The organism is Pseudomonas sp. NEEL19 (assembly GCF_028751975.1).
GTDB classification, from domain to species: domain Bacteria; phylum Pseudomonadota; class Gammaproteobacteria; order Pseudomonadales; family Pseudomonadaceae; genus Aquipseudomonas; species Aquipseudomonas juntendi.
Window position 1 is genome coordinate 210,325 of record NZ_CP081491.1, and the last position, 14,457, is coordinate 224,781.

Genomic DNA, 14,457 nt, shown 5'->3' on the forward strand with positions numbered 1-14,457 from the left:
TCAGCCTTCCCAACCGGCCTGGTACAGCTTGCCGTGAGCCTTGTCCAACGCTGCGCGTACGGCAGGCGAATGTTGGTAGATGTCGACGAACTGTGCCAGGCGTGGGTCGTTTTTGCTCTGCGGGCGAATCACGAATTGAATCACGTACTCCTTGTTTTCCAGACCGTCGAACAGCAGCGCTGAACTGGCATCGAAGCTGTTGGCCAGGCGAATGTATGCCGGGTACCCCTGCACCAGGTCGGCATCGTCATAGGCACGCACCAACTGCACGGCTTCGACTTGCAGGATCTTCAGCTTTTTCGGGTTGGCGACAATGTCGTCCTCGGTGGCTTTGTAGCCAACCCCTGGCTTGAGCGTGATCAACCCGGCCTTGGCCAGCAGTTGCAGGCCGCGGCCGCTGTTGATCGGGTCGTTGGCGATGGCCACGCTCGCCCCTTCAGGCAGGTCGGCGAAGCTTTTGTACTTTTTCGCGTACAGCCCCACGTTGTTGATGATGCCCGGTGCATAGGGCACCAGGTCGAAGCCCGCAGCCGCCTTGGCATTCTCCAGGAACGGGATGTGCTGGAAGTAGTTCACGTCGATGTCGCCGCTGTTGAGGCTGACATTGGGCGCGATCCAGTCGCTGAACTCGATCAGCTTCACCTCCAGGCCTTGCTTGTGGGCTTCTTCCACGGCGGCTTCCAGCGGGATCGCAAAGGCCGAGGTAGTGCCGATCTTCAGGGGTTCGGCGGCCTGGGCAGCGGCGCACAGGCCAAGGGACAGGGCGATGGCCACGACGGGCCGGAACAGTTTTTCAAGCATGGTGCAGGGCTCCAGTCGGTGCAGGGGTAGGGGTGCGGGTAAAGCGGTAAGCCGAACCAGGGTGGTCGGCGGGCAAGTGCGGGTGGCCGGCTTGGAACAGTTTCTGGCGCAGGGTGCCCTCGGCGTACGCGGTCTTGTAGCGGCCGCGTTGTTGCAGTCGAGGAACGACCAGGTCGATGAAGTCCTCAAAGCTCTCCGGGGTGACGGTGCGGGTCAGGTTGAAACCGTCCAGGCCGGTCTCGTCGAGCCAGGCGATCAACTGTTCGGCGACCTGCTCGGGGTTGCCGACTAGCTTCACGTAGCGCCCGCCCAGCGCGTGCTGTTGCAACAGGCGCCGGCGGGTCCAGGCGTTGCCCTGCAACTGGCGCGTGGCTGACTGAATGGCGTTGCCCTGGCTGAAGGGGATCGGCTCGTCCAGTGCATAGGCCGCGAAGTCAATGCCGGTCGAGGCCGCAAAATGTGCGACGCCGGCCTCGGCGCTGGCGTGCTGCAGATACTCGGCATGCTTGGCCTGGGCCTGTTGCTCGGTCGCCGCGACGATCACCGTGATGCCCATGAATACCTTGACCGCCTGTGGGTCGCGCCCGGCAGCCGAGGCAGCCGCGCGTACCTGCTCGACCTGGGCGCGGGCCGCGGTCTTGTCCTGAGCACTGATGAACACACATTCGGCATGTTGCCCGGCGAAGCCCAGGCCCCGTTGCGAACTGCCTGCCTGGAACAGTACCGGAGTGCGCTGCGGCGAGGGTTCGCACAGGTGGTAGCCCTCGACCTTGTAGAACTCGCCCTGGTGCTGCACCTTGCGCACCTTGTCGGGGCGGGCATAAATGCGCTGCGCGCGGTCAGCGACCACCGCGTCGTCGGCCCAGCTGCCCTCCAGCAGCTTGTACAGCACCTGCAGGTACTCGTCAGCCTGGTCGTAGCGGCGGTCATGTTCGAGTTGCTGTGCCAGGCCCATGGCCCGGGCGGCACTGTCGAGGTAACCGGTGACGATGTTCCAGCCAACCCGGCCCTGGCTCAGGTGGTCCAGGGTGGATAGGCGTCGGGCGAACAGGTACGGCGCCTCGTAGGTCAGGTTGGCGGTAAGGCCGAAACCCAGGTGGCGAGTGACGGCGGCCATGGCCGAAACCAGCAGCAAGGGGTCATTGACCGGCAACTGGATGGCCTCTTTGAGGGTGACGTCCAGCGATTGCCCATAGATATCGTAGGTGCCGACGATATCGGCAATGAACAGCCCATCGAACAGGCCGCGCTCCAGCAGGCGTGCGAGCTGGGTCCAGTACTCCAGGCTGGTGTACTGGGTCGAAGTGTCCCGTGGGTGGGTCCACAGGCCGTGGTTGATATGCCCTACGCAGTTCATGTTGAAGGCATTGAGCAGGATTTGCTTGGCCATCAGAGGGTCCCCCGGCGTGGCGGGTTGACGTCGTTGAGGTAGTAATTGCCGATGGCGTGGTATTTCCAGCGGACCGGGTCGTGCAAGGTGTGCACGCGGGCGTTGCGCCAATGGCGGTCGAGGTTGTGCTCGGCCAGCGTCGCTTGGCTCCCACTCAGTTCGAACAGGGCAGTGCCGGCGGCAAGCGCGATTTCCGTGCTGATGGCACGCGCTTCGGCCACGGCGATAGACGCTGCGGCGACGGTGTCGGCGGTGCTGTCGTTGCGGGCGCGGTCGAGGTATTCGCCAGCGCGTTCCAGCAGGGCTTCGGCCGCGTGCAGGCGGATCGCCAGGTGGCCGAAGCTTTTCAACGTCAGAGGGTCATCGCTTGCCTTGTCCAGGCCTGCGTCGACCCATGGTCGGCTGCGGGTGCGCACGAAGTGCAGGGCATCCTCGTAGGCGGCGCGGGCGATGCCGGTGTCGATGGCGGCGTGAAGAAGCTGCGCCAGCGGGCCGACCGGGGTGGGGCGCTCGAAGGCGCTCTGGAAAGGCACCACGTCCGCTGCGCTGACGTAAACGTTGTCCAACAGGACCGAGCCGCTGCCGGTGGTGCGCTGACCAAAGCCGCTCCAGTCGTCGATCACCTGTACGCCCTGGCTATCGGCCGGCACGAACACCAGGTGCTGCACGCCCTGTTCATCGACCACCGACGTAGGGATACGCTGGGCGTAGATGGCGCCAGTCGCGTAGAACTTGCGGCCGTTGATGCGAAAGCCGTCACCGTCACGGCTCAGGCGGGTGGTGCGTTCGTTGGCGGTCTTGGTACCCAGCTCGGCCAGGGCATTGCCGAAACGGCGGCCGGCCAGCACTTCGCCATACAGCCGCTTCTGTTGTTCGGGGCTGCCGTTTACCCGCAGTACTTCCAGGCTGTAGAAATGATTCTGTGGGATCTGCCCCAGCGAGCCGTCGGCCTGGGCGATGCGGGCGATGACCTTGGCCAGGGTGACGTTGGACACGCCAGCGCCGCCGAAGGCCTTGGGCACACTGATGGCCCACAGGCCGGAGCGGGTGAACAGGTCCAGTTCGCTGTGCGGCAGCCGGCGTTCGCGGTCGCGCAGGGCGCTGTCGCGGCGCAGTTGTTGGGCGATTTCGTCGGCGACATGCAGGGCTTGGGTGTCGCTGGTGATGATTCTGATGGTCATGGGTTTCTCCGGGCCTTGGGAGCGCAATGCGGCCCATCGCGACACAAGGCCGCTCCTGCAGGGATACGCGGTTCCATGCCGGTCCGCGCCACGGGTAGGAGCGGCCTTGTGTCGCGATGGGCTGCAAAGCAGCCCCCAAGGCCATTGAATTCAGATCCAGGAATGCCGCGCGGGCAAGGTCCCGTTAAGGTGGTAAGCCCCAACCGCGTGGTACTTCCAGCGCACCGGGTCATGCAGCGTGTGCACCCGGGCATTGCGCCAGTGGCGGTCGAGGTTGAATTCGGCAAGGGTGGCGCGGCTGCCAGCCAGCTCGAACAGCTTTTCGCTGGCCTGCAAGGCAATTTCAGTGGTCAGCACCTTGGCTTCGGCCACCGCAATGGACGCGCGCGCAGCGCTCGCGGCATCGACTGGCGCGGCGCTGACCTCGTCAAGCACCTGCGCGGCCTTGCGTAGCAACGCTTGCGCCGCATGCAGTTCAAGCTTCAGGTGCCCGACGTCAGCGATCACGTAAAGATCGTCGCTGGCGCGCTCGACATTGGCGTCGACCCAAGGCCGCGACTTCTCGCGAACGAACTTGATCGCATCTTCGATGGCCGCTTCAGCGATACCTGCATCGATTGCTGCCTGGATCAACTGCGAGACCGCGCCCTGGGTATTGGGTATATCGCGCTGGCGCCAGTTGTCGATCACCAGCGCCGCCTCCACCGGCACCTGGTCCAGCAGCACCGTGCCGCTGGCGGTGGTGCGCTGGCCAAACCCGGACCAGTCATCGACGATGCGCAGCCCCGGGCTGCCTCTACGTACGAACGCCAGGCGCTGACGGCCGTCGTCGTCCAAGGCTTTGACCGCCACCCAATGGGCGAACAGGGCGCCGGTGGAATAGAACTTCTCGCCACTGATGCGATAACCGTCGCCGTTGCGGGTGATACGCGCGGTGAGCGTGAGGGTGTCCTTGGTGCCGCGCTCGGGCCCGGCATTGCCGATGCGCCAGCCTTCGAGCACGCTGCGGAAAACAAACGCCTGTTGCGCTTCGCTTGCCGTCAGGCGCAGCAGTTGCAAGATGCCGAACTGGTTCTGCGGGATTTGCCCCAGGGCCGGGTCGGCGGCGCTGATCAGGCGGAACACTTCAGCGATGGTGGCGAACGAAACATCGGGGCCACCGTGGGCTCTGGGTACGCTGATGCTACCCAGCCCGCTGCGGGTGAACAGCTCGACCTCGGCCCATGGCAGCTTGCGTTGCTGGTCGCGGCGGGCGGCATGCTCGCGGGCGATCCCGGCCAGTTCGCGTGCCGCTTGCAAGGCTTCGGCGTCGTTGCGCAACACCTTGGCTGGCAGTAACGGGGGAGCGCTGTCGAGATCGCTGTGTAATAGGCTGTTGGGTTGGCTGGACATCAGTACCGCTCCTTGGCTGTACTCAATGCCCTGGCGTTACGCACTGGGGAAATTGTGATGCTGACCATTCCTGACCTCGCGAAAAGTAAAGCCGCTACAGCTGGTCGCGGCGAACGTGTGCTGGTCCGGTGGTCCGGTTGATATACCCTAATGCTTTATAAAAATTTAATGAACTAACTCTTTGGAATATATATAGAAGAAGAGATTTCGCTGGCTACGCCGACCTCTTCGCGGATGAACCCGCTCCTGCACGACCAGCGTTAACCCTGTGGGAGCGGGCGAGCCCGCGAAGGGCCCAGAGCAGGCCTACTCGGAAGCAGCAGTCCCAAGGAACTTGCGCAAGAACTGCCGGGTACGCTCTTCCTTCGGCGCCGCAAACAGCGCTTTGGCCTCGCCTTGCTCCACGATCACGCCTTTGTCGAAGAAGATCACCCGGTTAGCCACGTCCCGGGCAAAGCTCATTTCGTGCGTGACGATGACCATGGTGCGCCTTTCTTCGGCCAGGCCGCGAATAGTCGCCAGCACTTCACCCACCAGTTCCGGGTCCAGCGCCGAGGTCGGCTCGTCGAACAGAATCACCTCGGGCTCCATGGCCAAGGCGCGGGCAATGGCCACCCGCTGCTGCTGGCCACCGGACAGGCGCCGCGGGTAGGCATCTTCCTTGCCCGCCAGGCCAACCTTGGCCAGCAAGCGGCGGCCCAGTTCGACAGCCTGTTCGCGCGGGGTCTTCTTGACGATCACCGGCCCTTCGATCACGTTTTCCAAGGCTGTGCGGTGCGGAAACAGGTTGAAGTTCTGGAACACAAACCCCGCCTGCTGGCGCAACCGGCGGATTGCACTTTGCTGCCCCCCCAGCGGGCGGTTGGCATCGATGCTGATGGCGCCGATCTGGATCTGCCCGGCGTCGGGCGTTTCCAGCAGGTTCAGGCAGCGCAGGAAGGTGGTCTTGCCCGAGCCGCTGGGGCCGATGATGGCCACCACCTCGCCGGGCTGTACGGTCAGGTCGATGCCGTTGAGCACGGTCTGGCCCTTGAACCGCTTGGTCAGGCCTTTGACTTCAATCATGCTCAATGCTCCTGGTCATGCTGGTTGACCCGCGCTTCCATACGGTTCTGGAAGTGCGCGAGGATGCTGCACAGCACCCAGTAGATAACCGCCACCGCCACGTACATGGTGAACACTTCGAAGGTGCGTGCAGTAATCAGCTGCGCCTGGCGGAACAGCTCGGGTACCTGGATGGTGGCTGCCAGGGCGGTGTCCTTGACCAGCGAAATGAAACTGTTGCCCAGCGGTGGCAGGGCGGTGCGCAGGGCCTGGGGCAGGATCGCACGGCGCATGGCCTGCACCCGGGTCATGCCGATGCTGGCCGCGGCTTCCCATTGGCCACGGTCAATCGATGAAATCGCCGCGCGCAGGATTTCGCAGATGTAAGCCGCCATGTTCAGCGACAGGCCAATCAGCGAGGCCGGGATCGGGTCGAGTTCGATCCCGATCTGCGGCATGCCGAAATAGATCACGAACAGTTGCACCAGCAGCGGCGTGCCGCGAAAGAACGACACATAGATCCGCGCCAGCCAGTTGAGCGGCAATACCTTCGACAGCCGCATCAGCGCCAGGGCAAAGCCCAGCACCAGGCCGAAGAACATGCCGCCCACGCTGAGCAGTACGGTGTAACCCGCGCCCTTGAGCAGGAAGGGCGCGGAGTCGGCGACGAGTTGCAGGCTTTCGGCGATCATTTAGTGACATCGGCACCGAAATATTTTTCCGACAGCTTGGCCAGCGTGCCGTCAGCCTTGAGCTTGTCGATGGCCTTGTTGATGGCCGCCAACAGTTCAGGCTCGCCCTTGCGTAGAGCCACGCCGCTTTCCAGGCGCGAGAAGGCATCGCCGGCCAGTTCTGTGTCCTTGGCTTTCTGCGCGTATTCCAGCGCCGCCAGGCGGTCGATCAGGATGGCGTCGATGCGGCCGTTGCGCAGGTCGGCGAATTTGCTCGGGTCGTCTTCATAAGTGCGCACTTCGGCTTTCGGTACGTCTTGTTTCACCCACTGCTCGTAGTTGGTGCCCAGACCCACGCCGACCTTTTTGCCGGCCAGATCCTGCGCACCGTTGATATTCAGCTGCTCGGCCTTCTTCTTGAGGATCAGCGCCTGGATGCCGGAGATGGTGTAAGGCTCGGAGAAGTCATACTTCTTTTTGCGTTCTTCCGAGATGGTCACCTGGTTGACCACGATGTCCAGCCGTTTGGACTCCAGCGCGGCCAGAATACCGTCCCACTTGGTTGGCTGGATCTTGGCCTTGACCCCCAGCTCTTTGGCCAGCAGTTCGGAGAGCTCGACTTCGAAACCGGTCAGCTTGCCGTTTTCATCCTGAAAGCTGAACGGCGGGTAGGTGCCTTCGAGGCCGACGTTGATCACGCCTTTTTCCTGAATGGTTTTCAGCTCTTCGCCGGCGAAGGCCTGGCCGAGCAGACCAGCACCCAGCACAAGGGCCAGGCTGGCATTGAGTAGCGGTTTGGCGAACTTCGACATGGCAGAGCCCCGCGCGTGTTGTGTAGGGAGAGGGTGGCGACTATAGAGTTGGCTTTTTAGGCCTGGAAATAATAAAAAATTATTTTGTTACTTCCATTTTGTTCGTTATCAGAGCGTGATTGCTTTGAGGGTAGGCGAGGTTGCCTGCACCGTCACCGCAGGGTGTGCCCGACATGGCGCAGGATGGAATAAAGCATAGTTTTTTCCAAGAGGCGGATTTGCCGTAGAGTGGATTGCACGCAGGCACGCCCGGCCCTTTCGCGGGCATGGCGAAACAACCCGATGGCCTATACGGCAGGAGAAAACCGTGAGCGAACAACCATTATCCGGGCGCTGGCAGTTGCAGAGCATCGTAACCGGCCTGCGCGGCGCGCGTGAGCAGTGGCGCACCCGCAATGGCCGCAGCAGCGGCGAGCAGGGTGGCCGCGAGCTGCCGTCGCGCGAGGCGATGCGGCAGATCCTCGAGCAACTCTGTGGTGCGCTGTTCCCTATGCGCCTGGGCCCGGTCGACCTGCGCGAAGAAAGTGAAGATTTCTACGTGGGCCACACCCTCGATGCCGCCCTGACCGCCTTGCTGGCCCAGGCCCGCCTGGAGCTGCGTTACGCCGCCCGGCAAAGCCAGGCCGAGCTGGCCGGTGTGGATGCTCACGCGCTGAGGCTGGTACAGGATTTCGCGGCAGCCTTGCCAGCGCTGCGGGTGTTGCTCGACACCGATGTGCTGGCTGCCTACCACGGCGACCCGGCGGCCCGTAGCGTCGATGAGGTACTGCTGTGCTACCCGGGCATCCTGGCGATCATCCACCACCGCCTGGCGCACCATCTGTACCGGGCAGGCCTGCCACTGCTGGCGCGCATCAGTTCGGAACTGGCGCATTCAGCCACCGGTATCGACATTCACCCTGGCGCGCAGATCGGGCCGAGTTTCTTCATCGACCACGGTACGGGGGTGGTCATCGGCGAAACCGCGATCATCGGCGAGCGCGTGCGTATCTACCAGGCTGTGACCCTTGGCGCCAAGCGTTTCCCAAGCGACGAGTCGGGCACCTTGCACAAAGGCCTGCCACGCCACCCAATCGTCGAAGACGATGTGGTGATCTATGCCGGCGCCACGGTACTGGGGCGCATCACCATCGGTAAAGGCTCGACCATTGGCGGCAACGTGTGGCTGACCCGCAGTGTGCCAGCCGACAGCAACATCACCCAGGCCAACTTGCAGCTGGATTGCCAGGACAAGCATTGACCTGAAATTTGCCTGGCGTGCACCGGCACTTTTCAAGGTGAAACGGGCTCCTACAAGGACCGCACAGCTAGCGACCGATGTGCGCGCCAGGCGCGGGTTAACCCGCGAAAAGGCCGGGCCAGAAGCGCGCCAGTCGGCGCCCCAATTCGCATTGAACACCGATCCATGTTTAACTTGAACGCTTGTTCAATGAAAAAACGCTGGTCCGCTGCCGGTGTTCAACAGGAGGATTCCTTTGCTGAACCCGTTCATTCCGAACCTCACGTCTTTTGACGAGGTGCCTGCCCCATGAGTGCACCGACCCCATCCCTTTCCAACAGCAAGATCCGCATGAACCCGCCGGTGTTCTACTTTGCGGCAAGCTTCATCCTCATCTTCGGCCTGGTGGTCATCTCCAACCCGCAAACCGCAGGCGACTGGTTGCTGGCGGCGCAGAACTGGGCGGCCAATACGGTCGGCTGGTACTACATGTTGGCAATGACCCTGTACCTGGTCTTCGTGGTGGTCACCGCCTTGTCCGGCTACGGCAAGATCAAGCTCGGTGCCGACCACGACGAGCCCGAGTTCAGTTACCTGTCATGGGCTGGCATGCTGTTTGCGGCTGGCATCAGCATTACGTTGTTCTTCTTCTGTGTGTCCGAACCGCTGACCCATATGCTGCAGCCGCCCCAAGGCGAAGCGGGCACTGCGGAGGCCGGGCGCCAGGCCATGCAGATCCTGTTCCTGCACTGGGGGTTGCATGGCTGGGGCGTGTTCGCCTTCGTCGGCATGGCGCTGGCCTACTTCGCCTACCGCCATAACCTGCCGCTGGCGTTGCGTTCGGCGCTGTACCCGCTGATCGGCAAGCGCATCAACGGGCCGATCGGTTATGCGGTGGACGGCTTCGGCATCATCGCCACCGTGTTCGGCCTGGGCGCCGACATGGGCTTTGGCGTGCTGCACCTGAACGCCGGCCTGGATTACCTGTTCGGCATCAGCCACAGCCAGTGGGTGCAGGTGATCCTCATCACCCTGATGATGGGCGCGGCAGTGGCCGTAGCCGTTGCCGGGGTAGAGAAGGGCGTGCGGGTAATGAGCGACATCAACCTGTTCCTGGCCTGCGCACTGCTGCTGTTCGTGCTGTTCGCCGGGCCTACCCAGCACCTGTTCAACACCCTCATCCAGAACCTTGGCGATTACCTGGGCGCCTTGCCGCGCAAGAGTTTCGACGTGTATGCCTACGGTGAGAACCGCGACTGGCTGGGTGGCTGGACAGTGTTCTACTGGGCCTGGTGGATTGCCTGGGCGCCGTTCGTGGGCTTGTTCATTGCGCGCATTTCCCGCGGCCGTACCATCCGCGAGTTCGTCTTTGGCGTGCTGCTGATTCCGCTGGGCTTCACCCTGGCGTGGATGTCGATCTTCGGCAACAGTGCCCTGGACCAGGTCATTAACCACGGCATGACCGCGCTGGGCCAGTCGGCTTTGGACAACCCGTCCATGAGCCTGTACCTGCTGCTGGAAACCTACCCCTGGAGCAAGGTGGTGATCGCCACCACGGTGTTCATCAGTTTCGTGTTCTTCGTCACCTCGGCCGACTCTGGCACCGTGGTGCTGTCGACCTTGTCGGCCACCGGTGGGGATGCCGATGAGGACGGGCCGAACTGGCTGCGCATTTTCTGGGGCGCGATGACCGCGCTGGTCACCAGTGCGCTGCTGTTCGCGGGCAGCATCGATTCGCTGAAGTCGGCGGTGGTACTGACCTCGCTGCCCTTCTCGTTGATCTTGCTGTGCATGATGTGGGGGTTGCACAAGGCCTTCTACCTGGAGTCGCAACGGCAGATCGCGCAAATGCACTCGCTGGCACCGTTCGCCCAGTCACGCCGCGGCCGTGGCGGCTGGCGTCAACGTTTGAGCCAGGCGGTGCACTTCCCGTCGCGTGACGAGGTGTACCGCTTCATGGACGATGTGGTGCGCCCGGCGATTGCCGATGTGCGTGAGGTGTTCGAGCAAAAAGGCCTGGTGCTGATCACCCAGGATGACCCAAGCCACGACAACGTCAGCCTGAAAGTGGGGCATGGTGAAGAACAGCCGTTCATTTACCAGGTGCAGATGCGTGGCTACTTCACCCCATCGTTCGCCCTGGGTGGGCTGGGCACGCAGGAGTTGAAGAACCGCCGCTACTACCGGGCGGAGGTGTACCTGAGCGAAGGCAGCCAGAACTACGACCTGGTTGGCTACAGCAAGGAGCAGATCATCAACGACATCCTCGACCAGTACGAGCGGCACATGCAGTTCCTGCATCTGGTCCGCTGACCAGGCGTTCCTGCTCTGGCCTCTTCGCGGGCACGCCCGGTCCCACAGGCACATCACAGGTTTCGAAACCGGTGCCGGACCTGTGGGAGCGGGCTTGCCCGCGAAGAGGCCGGTACAGGCAACAACTAAAAGGGCACATCCCCGAGGATCGTCGCCCGATGCATCACCCGCCGATTGGGCCGGTAGTCATCCACGGCAAAATGCTGGGTCACGCGGTTGTCCCAGAACGCCACGTCATTCTCCTGCCAGCGCCAGCGAATGCTGAACTCCGGCCGTGTGGCATGGGCGAACAGCAGCTTCAGCAACGCCTCGCTCTCCAGCTCGCTCAGCTCATTGATGCGCGTGGTAAACCCCTCATTGACGAACAACGCCTTGCGCCCGCTCACCGGATGCGTACGCACCACCGGGTGCGACAAGGGTGGATTGTTGCGCCGCGTGGCTTCCCAGCGCGCCAGGTCTTCAGCGGTGGTGCCAAAGCGTTCCAGCGGGAACGACTTGGTGAAGTCGTGAGTGGCGGTCAGCCCGTCGAGCATGCCCCGCAGCGGCGCCGACAAGGCTTCAAAGGCAGCGATGCCGCTGGCCCACAAGGTATCGCCACCGTAGGCCGGCAACTGCTTGGCACTGAGCACCGCACCCAGTGCCGGGGTTGGCAGGAAGGTCACGTCGGTGTGCCACACGGCGTTGTCGCGCACATCAGTGACCGCCGTGTCGAGCACCAGCACCTGCGGGGTGTCCGGCACATTGGGGTAGATCGGGTGAATGTGAAGGTCGCCGAAGCGGGCGGCAAAGCGCGCCTGTTGTTCCGGGTTGATCGGCTGGTCGCGGAAGAACAGCACCTGGTGCTGCAGCAGCGCCTGTTCAATGGCGTCGCGTTGTGCTGCGGTGATGTCGCGGCTGATGTCCACGCCGCTGATCTGGGCGCCGAGCGCCGGGCTGAGGGGAGTGATGGTCAGGCTCATGTCAGTCTCTTCAATCAGGCGCCAGTGTGCTGGCGTGGACAATGGGGTTCAGTGGCTTTGCCCGTGCCAGGGCACCAGCTTGCGTTGCAGGGCGCGCAGGCTCATTTCCAGTGCGAAGGCGATCAAGGCGATCAGCAGGATGCCCAGCACTACTACGTCGGTAACCAGAAACTGCGCCGCCGACTGCACCATGAAGCCCAGGCCACTGGTGGCGGCAATCAGCTCGGCGGCTACCAGCGTCGACCAGCCAACCCCCAGGCCGATGCGGATCCCGGTGAGGATGTCGGGTAGCGCGCTTGGCAGGATCACGTGCCGGATCAGCTGAGCCTTGCTTGCGCCCAGCGACTGCGCTGCACGCAACTTGGCCGGGTCGACGGTACGTACCCCGGTGGCGGTGGCAATGGCGATCGGCGCAAAGATCGCCAGGAAGATCAGCAACACCTTCGACAGCTCGCCGATGCCGCACCAGATGACAATCAAGGGCAGGTAGGCCAGCGGCGGTATCGGCCGGTAAAACTCGATCAGCGGGTCGAGGATGCCGCGTGCCACGCGGTTGTAGCCGATGGCGATGCCCACCGGGATGGCGGTCAGCGCGGCGGCCAGCAGGGCCACGCCGATGCGCCCCAGGCTGGCGCCCAGGTGCTGCCACAGGCTGGCATCCATGTAACCCTGGGTCAGCAAGGTCCAGCCCTTGGCCAGGATGTCGCCGGGCGAGGGCAGGAACAGCGGCTCGACCCAGCCGGCGGCAGTCACCAGCCACCACGCCAGCAACAGGCTGGCGAGGGTCAGGGTGCTGATCCAGCGGGTGGAACGTGGCTGGCGCAGCTTGATGGCTGGCCTGGGTTGGGCGTTGTGTTTGCCGGTTACCGGCAGGTCCAGGCTGCTCATGCGCGCTCCTGCAGGCTTTGGCGTTGGGAAAACACCCGCGCCAGTACGTGCTCGCGGGTTTCGATGAAGGCCGGGTCGGACTTGATCGCCCGGGCCGATTCGCCAGCGGCATAACGCTGGCCGAAGTCCAGTTGCAGGCGTTCCACCACGCGCCCCGGGTTGGGCGCCAGCAGTACCAGTTCGCTGGCCAGGAATACCGCTTCTTCGATGTCGTGGGTAATCAGGAACACCGGCTTGGCGGTGCGTTGCCATACCTGCAGCAGCAACGCCTGCATCTGCTCGCGGGTGAAGGCATCGAGGGCGCCGAACGGTTCGTCCATCAATAGCACCCGTGGGTCGGCTGCCAGCGCCCGGGCCAGGCCCACGCGTTGCTTCTGGCCGCCGGACAACTGCCAGATGCGCCGCTCGCCGAAGCCGGCGAGGTTGACCAGGGCCAGCATCTCGCGGGCTTTGGCTTCACGCTCGGCGCGCGGTACGCCGGCCAGCTCCAGGCCGAATGCGACGTTGCCCAGCACGTTCTGCCAGGGCAGCAGCGCGTCGTCCTGGAACACCACACCGCGCTCGGCTCCAGGCCCTTGCACCGGTACACCGTCGAGGGTGATGCGGCCGCCACTGGGGGTAACGAAGCCGGCGATCAGGTTGAGCAGCGAGGTTTTGCCGCTGCCGGATGGCCCCAGGGCCACCAGCAGTTGGCGCGGCCCCAGGCTCAGGTTGATGTCGGCCAGCACCGGGGTGGCGGCACCGGGGTACTGTGCGCTGATGCGCTCCAGTTCGAGCAAGGCCATGGCGGGCTCCGGTTCAGTTTGGAAGGAACTTGGCGCTGACGTACGGCGAGTAGTCCGGCAGTACGGCGTCAACCTTGCCTTGCTGCTTGAGGAAGTTGGCCGTGTCGGTCAGTGCCTGGGTGGTGGGTGCGCCCAGTGCGCTGGCCTGGTCGGCGGCCAGTGGGTAGACGTTGCCCTCCAGCAGCACCGGAATGTCGCTGGCCTTGGCGCCGGACAGCTTCACCAGTTTGTCCACGTTGCCTTTTTCCGCCAGCCAGGCTTGCGGGTCTTTGCGGTATTCGGCGTAGGCATCGAGGGTGACCTTGGCGAAAGCCTTGACCACGTCGGGGTGCTTCTCGGCGAAGTCCTTGCGCACGATCCAGGCATCGAAGGTGGGTGCGCCTTTTGCGGCCAGCTCGCCCGAGGTGATCAGCACCTTGCCGTTTTCCTTGGCCACGCCCAGGGCCGGGTCCCAGACGTAGGTGGCGTCGATGTCGCCGCGTTTCCAGGCGGCAATGATCGCAGGGGGCGCGAGGTTGAGTATCTGCACCTTGGAGGGGTCGATGTTCCAGGTCTTCAGGGCTGCCAGCAAGCTGTAGTGGCCAGTTGAAACGAATGGCACGGCGACTTTCTTGCCGACCAGGTCTTGTGGCGTCTTGATGCTGTCGCGGGCGACCAGAGCCTCGCCTGCGCCAATCTGCGTTGCAATCAGAAACGTCTCGACCGGCAGCTTGCGGGTGGCGGCGGCGGCCAGCGGGCTGGAGCCCAAGTAGCCGATCTGCACGTCACCGCTGGCTACTGCGGTGATCACATCGGCGCCGTTATCGAACTTGCGCCAGTCAATGCTGGCCTTGCTGGCTTTTTCGTAGTCGCCATCTACCTGCGCCACCTTGGCGGGGTCGACAGTGGTCTGGTAGGCAACGGTCAGGTCGGCCGCCTGGGCCAGCCAGCTGGCGCTGGCGAGGGTCAGGGCGGCGAACAGTCGCAGCGGGGCATGCGGGATCATGGTGAACCTCTCGTCAG

At 63.6% G+C, this 14,457-nt stretch carries 13 protein-coding genes; 2 read left to right on the top strand and 11 right to left on the bottom strand.

The window, feature by feature from the left end; all coding sequences use genetic code 11:
* The 7 genes from K4A76_RS00900 to tcyJ form a co-directional block, all read right to left on the bottom strand.
* Window positions 1–801 (bottom strand): MetQ/NlpA family ABC transporter substrate-binding protein, encoded by an 801-nt coding sequence (locus K4A76_RS00900; protein ID WP_173887230.1) that lies wholly within the window; start codon window positions 799–801, stop codon window positions 1–3.
* Window positions 794–2,191, bottom strand: a complete 1,398-nt coding sequence (locus tag K4A76_RS00905) for an LLM class flavin-dependent oxidoreductase (RefSeq protein ID WP_274411354.1) — start codon at window positions 2,189–2,191, stop codon at window positions 794–796. The genes K4A76_RS00900 and K4A76_RS00905 overlap by 8 nt, the downstream gene beginning before the upstream one ends.
* Window positions 2,191–3,372 (bottom strand): SfnB family sulfur acquisition oxidoreductase, encoded by a 1,182-nt coding sequence (locus K4A76_RS00910; RefSeq protein WP_125855084.1) that lies wholly within the window; start codon window positions 3,370–3,372, stop codon window positions 2,191–2,193. Before K4A76_RS00910 ends, K4A76_RS00905 begins: the two co-directional genes overlap by 1 nt.
* A gap of 150 nt (window positions 3,373–3,522) precedes the next feature.
* Window positions 3,523–4,764 (bottom strand): SfnB family sulfur acquisition oxidoreductase, encoded by a 1,242-nt coding sequence (locus tag K4A76_RS00915; RefSeq protein WP_274411355.1) that lies wholly within the window; start codon window positions 4,762–4,764, stop codon window positions 3,523–3,525.
* 306 nt (window positions 4,765–5,070) lie between these two features.
* A complete protein-coding gene (tcyN, locus tag K4A76_RS00920; RefSeq protein ID WP_054914111.1) occupies window positions 5,071–5,829 on the bottom strand; it encodes an L-cystine ABC transporter ATP-binding protein TcyN in 759 nt (252 codons plus the stop codon).
* A gap of 2 nt (window positions 5,830–5,831) precedes the next feature.
* Window positions 5,832–6,500, bottom strand: coding sequence for a cystine ABC transporter permease (gene tcyL / locus K4A76_RS00925; RefSeq protein ID WP_009682229.1), 669 nt, complete (start codon window positions 6,498–6,500; stop codon window positions 5,832–5,834).
* Window positions 6,497–7,291 carry a cystine ABC transporter substrate-binding protein gene (gene tcyJ / locus K4A76_RS00930; RefSeq protein ID WP_161893222.1) on the bottom strand — a complete coding sequence of 265 codons (795 nt, stop codon included), beginning with the start codon at window positions 7,289–7,291 and terminating at the stop codon, window positions 6,497–6,499. The genes tcyL and tcyJ overlap by 4 nt, the downstream gene beginning before the upstream one ends.
* A gap of 307 nt (window positions 7,292–7,598) precedes the next feature.
* Here tcyJ and epsC point away from each other — a divergent pair, with 307 nt between their 5' ends.
* Complete coding sequence (gene epsC, locus K4A76_RS00935) at window positions 7,599–8,531, top strand: serine O-acetyltransferase EpsC (protein WP_110678923.1); 933 nt, start codon at window positions 7,599–7,601, stop codon at window positions 8,529–8,531.
* 330 nt (window positions 8,532–8,861) lie between these two features.
* Window positions 8,862–10,823: a choline transporter BetT gene (gene betT, locus K4A76_RS00940; protein ID WP_192441754.1), complete on the top strand. Its 1,962-nt coding sequence runs from the start codon at window positions 8,862–8,864 to the stop codon at window positions 10,821–10,823.
* 125 nt (window positions 10,824–10,948) lie between these two features.
* Here the strand turns inward: betT and tauD are convergent, their stop codons facing one another.
* From tauD to tauA, 4 genes are read right to left on the bottom strand one after another with little or no spacing between them, the layout of a single operon-like run.
* The gene (gene tauD / locus K4A76_RS00945; RefSeq protein WP_274411356.1) at window positions 10,949–11,782 is read right to left on the bottom strand and encodes a taurine dioxygenase; all 834 of its coding nucleotides are present in this window, start codon (window positions 11,780–11,782) and stop codon (window positions 10,949–10,951) included.
* 48 nt (window positions 11,783–11,830) lie between these two features.
* Window positions 11,831–12,670 (bottom strand): taurine ABC transporter permease TauC, encoded by an 840-nt coding sequence (gene tauC, locus K4A76_RS00950; RefSeq protein WP_274411357.1) that lies wholly within the window; start codon window positions 12,668–12,670, stop codon window positions 11,831–11,833.
* Window positions 12,667–13,455: a taurine ABC transporter ATP-binding subunit gene (gene tauB, locus K4A76_RS00955; protein WP_274411358.1), complete on the bottom strand. Its 789-nt coding sequence runs from the start codon at window positions 13,453–13,455 to the stop codon at window positions 12,667–12,669. The genes tauC and tauB overlap by 4 nt, the downstream gene beginning before the upstream one ends.
* 13 nt (window positions 13,456–13,468) lie before the next feature.
* On the bottom strand, window positions 13,469–14,440 hold the full coding sequence (gene tauA / locus K4A76_RS00960; protein WP_274411359.1) for a taurine ABC transporter substrate-binding protein: 972 nt from the start codon (window positions 14,438–14,440) through the stop codon (window positions 13,469–13,471).
* Window positions 14,441–14,457 lie beyond the last annotated feature (17 nt).

Coding starts and splice junctions, on each gene's coding strand:
- tcyN (WP_054914111.1), bottom strand. CDS start 5,829: ATGATTGAAGTCAAAGGCCTGACCAAGCGGTTCAAGGGCCAGACCGTG.
- K4A76_RS00910 (WP_125855084.1), bottom strand. CDS start 3,372: ATGACCATCAGAATCATCACCAGCGACACCCAAGCCCTGCATGTCGCC.
- tcyJ (WP_161893222.1), bottom strand. CDS start 7,291: ATGTCGAAGTTCGCCAAACCGCTACTCAATGCCAGCCTGGCCCTTGTG.
- tcyL (WP_009682229.1), bottom strand. CDS start 6,500: ATGATCGCCGAAAGCCTGCAACTCGTCGCCGACTCCGCGCCCTTCCTG.
- K4A76_RS00905 (WP_274411354.1), bottom strand. CDS start 2,191: ATGGCCAAGCAAATCCTGCTCAATGCCTTCAACATGAACTGCGTAGGG.
- K4A76_RS00915 (WP_274411355.1), bottom strand. CDS start 4,764: ATGTCCAGCCAACCCAACAGCCTATTACACAGCGATCTCGACAGCGCT.
- tauB (WP_274411358.1), bottom strand. CDS start 13,455: ATGGCCTTGCTCGAACTGGAGCGCATCAGCGCACAGTACCCCGGTGCC.
- betT (WP_192441754.1), top strand. CDS start 8,862: ATGAACCCGCCGGTGTTCTACTTTGCGGCAAGCTTCATCCTCATCTTC.
- tauC (WP_274411357.1), bottom strand. CDS start 12,670: ATGAGCAGCCTGGACCTGCCGGTAACCGGCAAACACAACGCCCAACCC.
- tauD (WP_274411356.1), bottom strand. CDS start 11,782: ATGAGCCTGACCATCACTCCCCTCAGCCCGGCGCTCGGCGCCCAGATC.
- tauA (WP_274411359.1), bottom strand. CDS start 14,440: ATGATCCCGCATGCCCCGCTGCGACTGTTCGCCGCCCTGACCCTCGCC.
- K4A76_RS00900 (WP_173887230.1), bottom strand. CDS start 801: ATGCTTGAAAAACTGTTCCGGCCCGTCGTGGCCATCGCCCTGTCCCTT.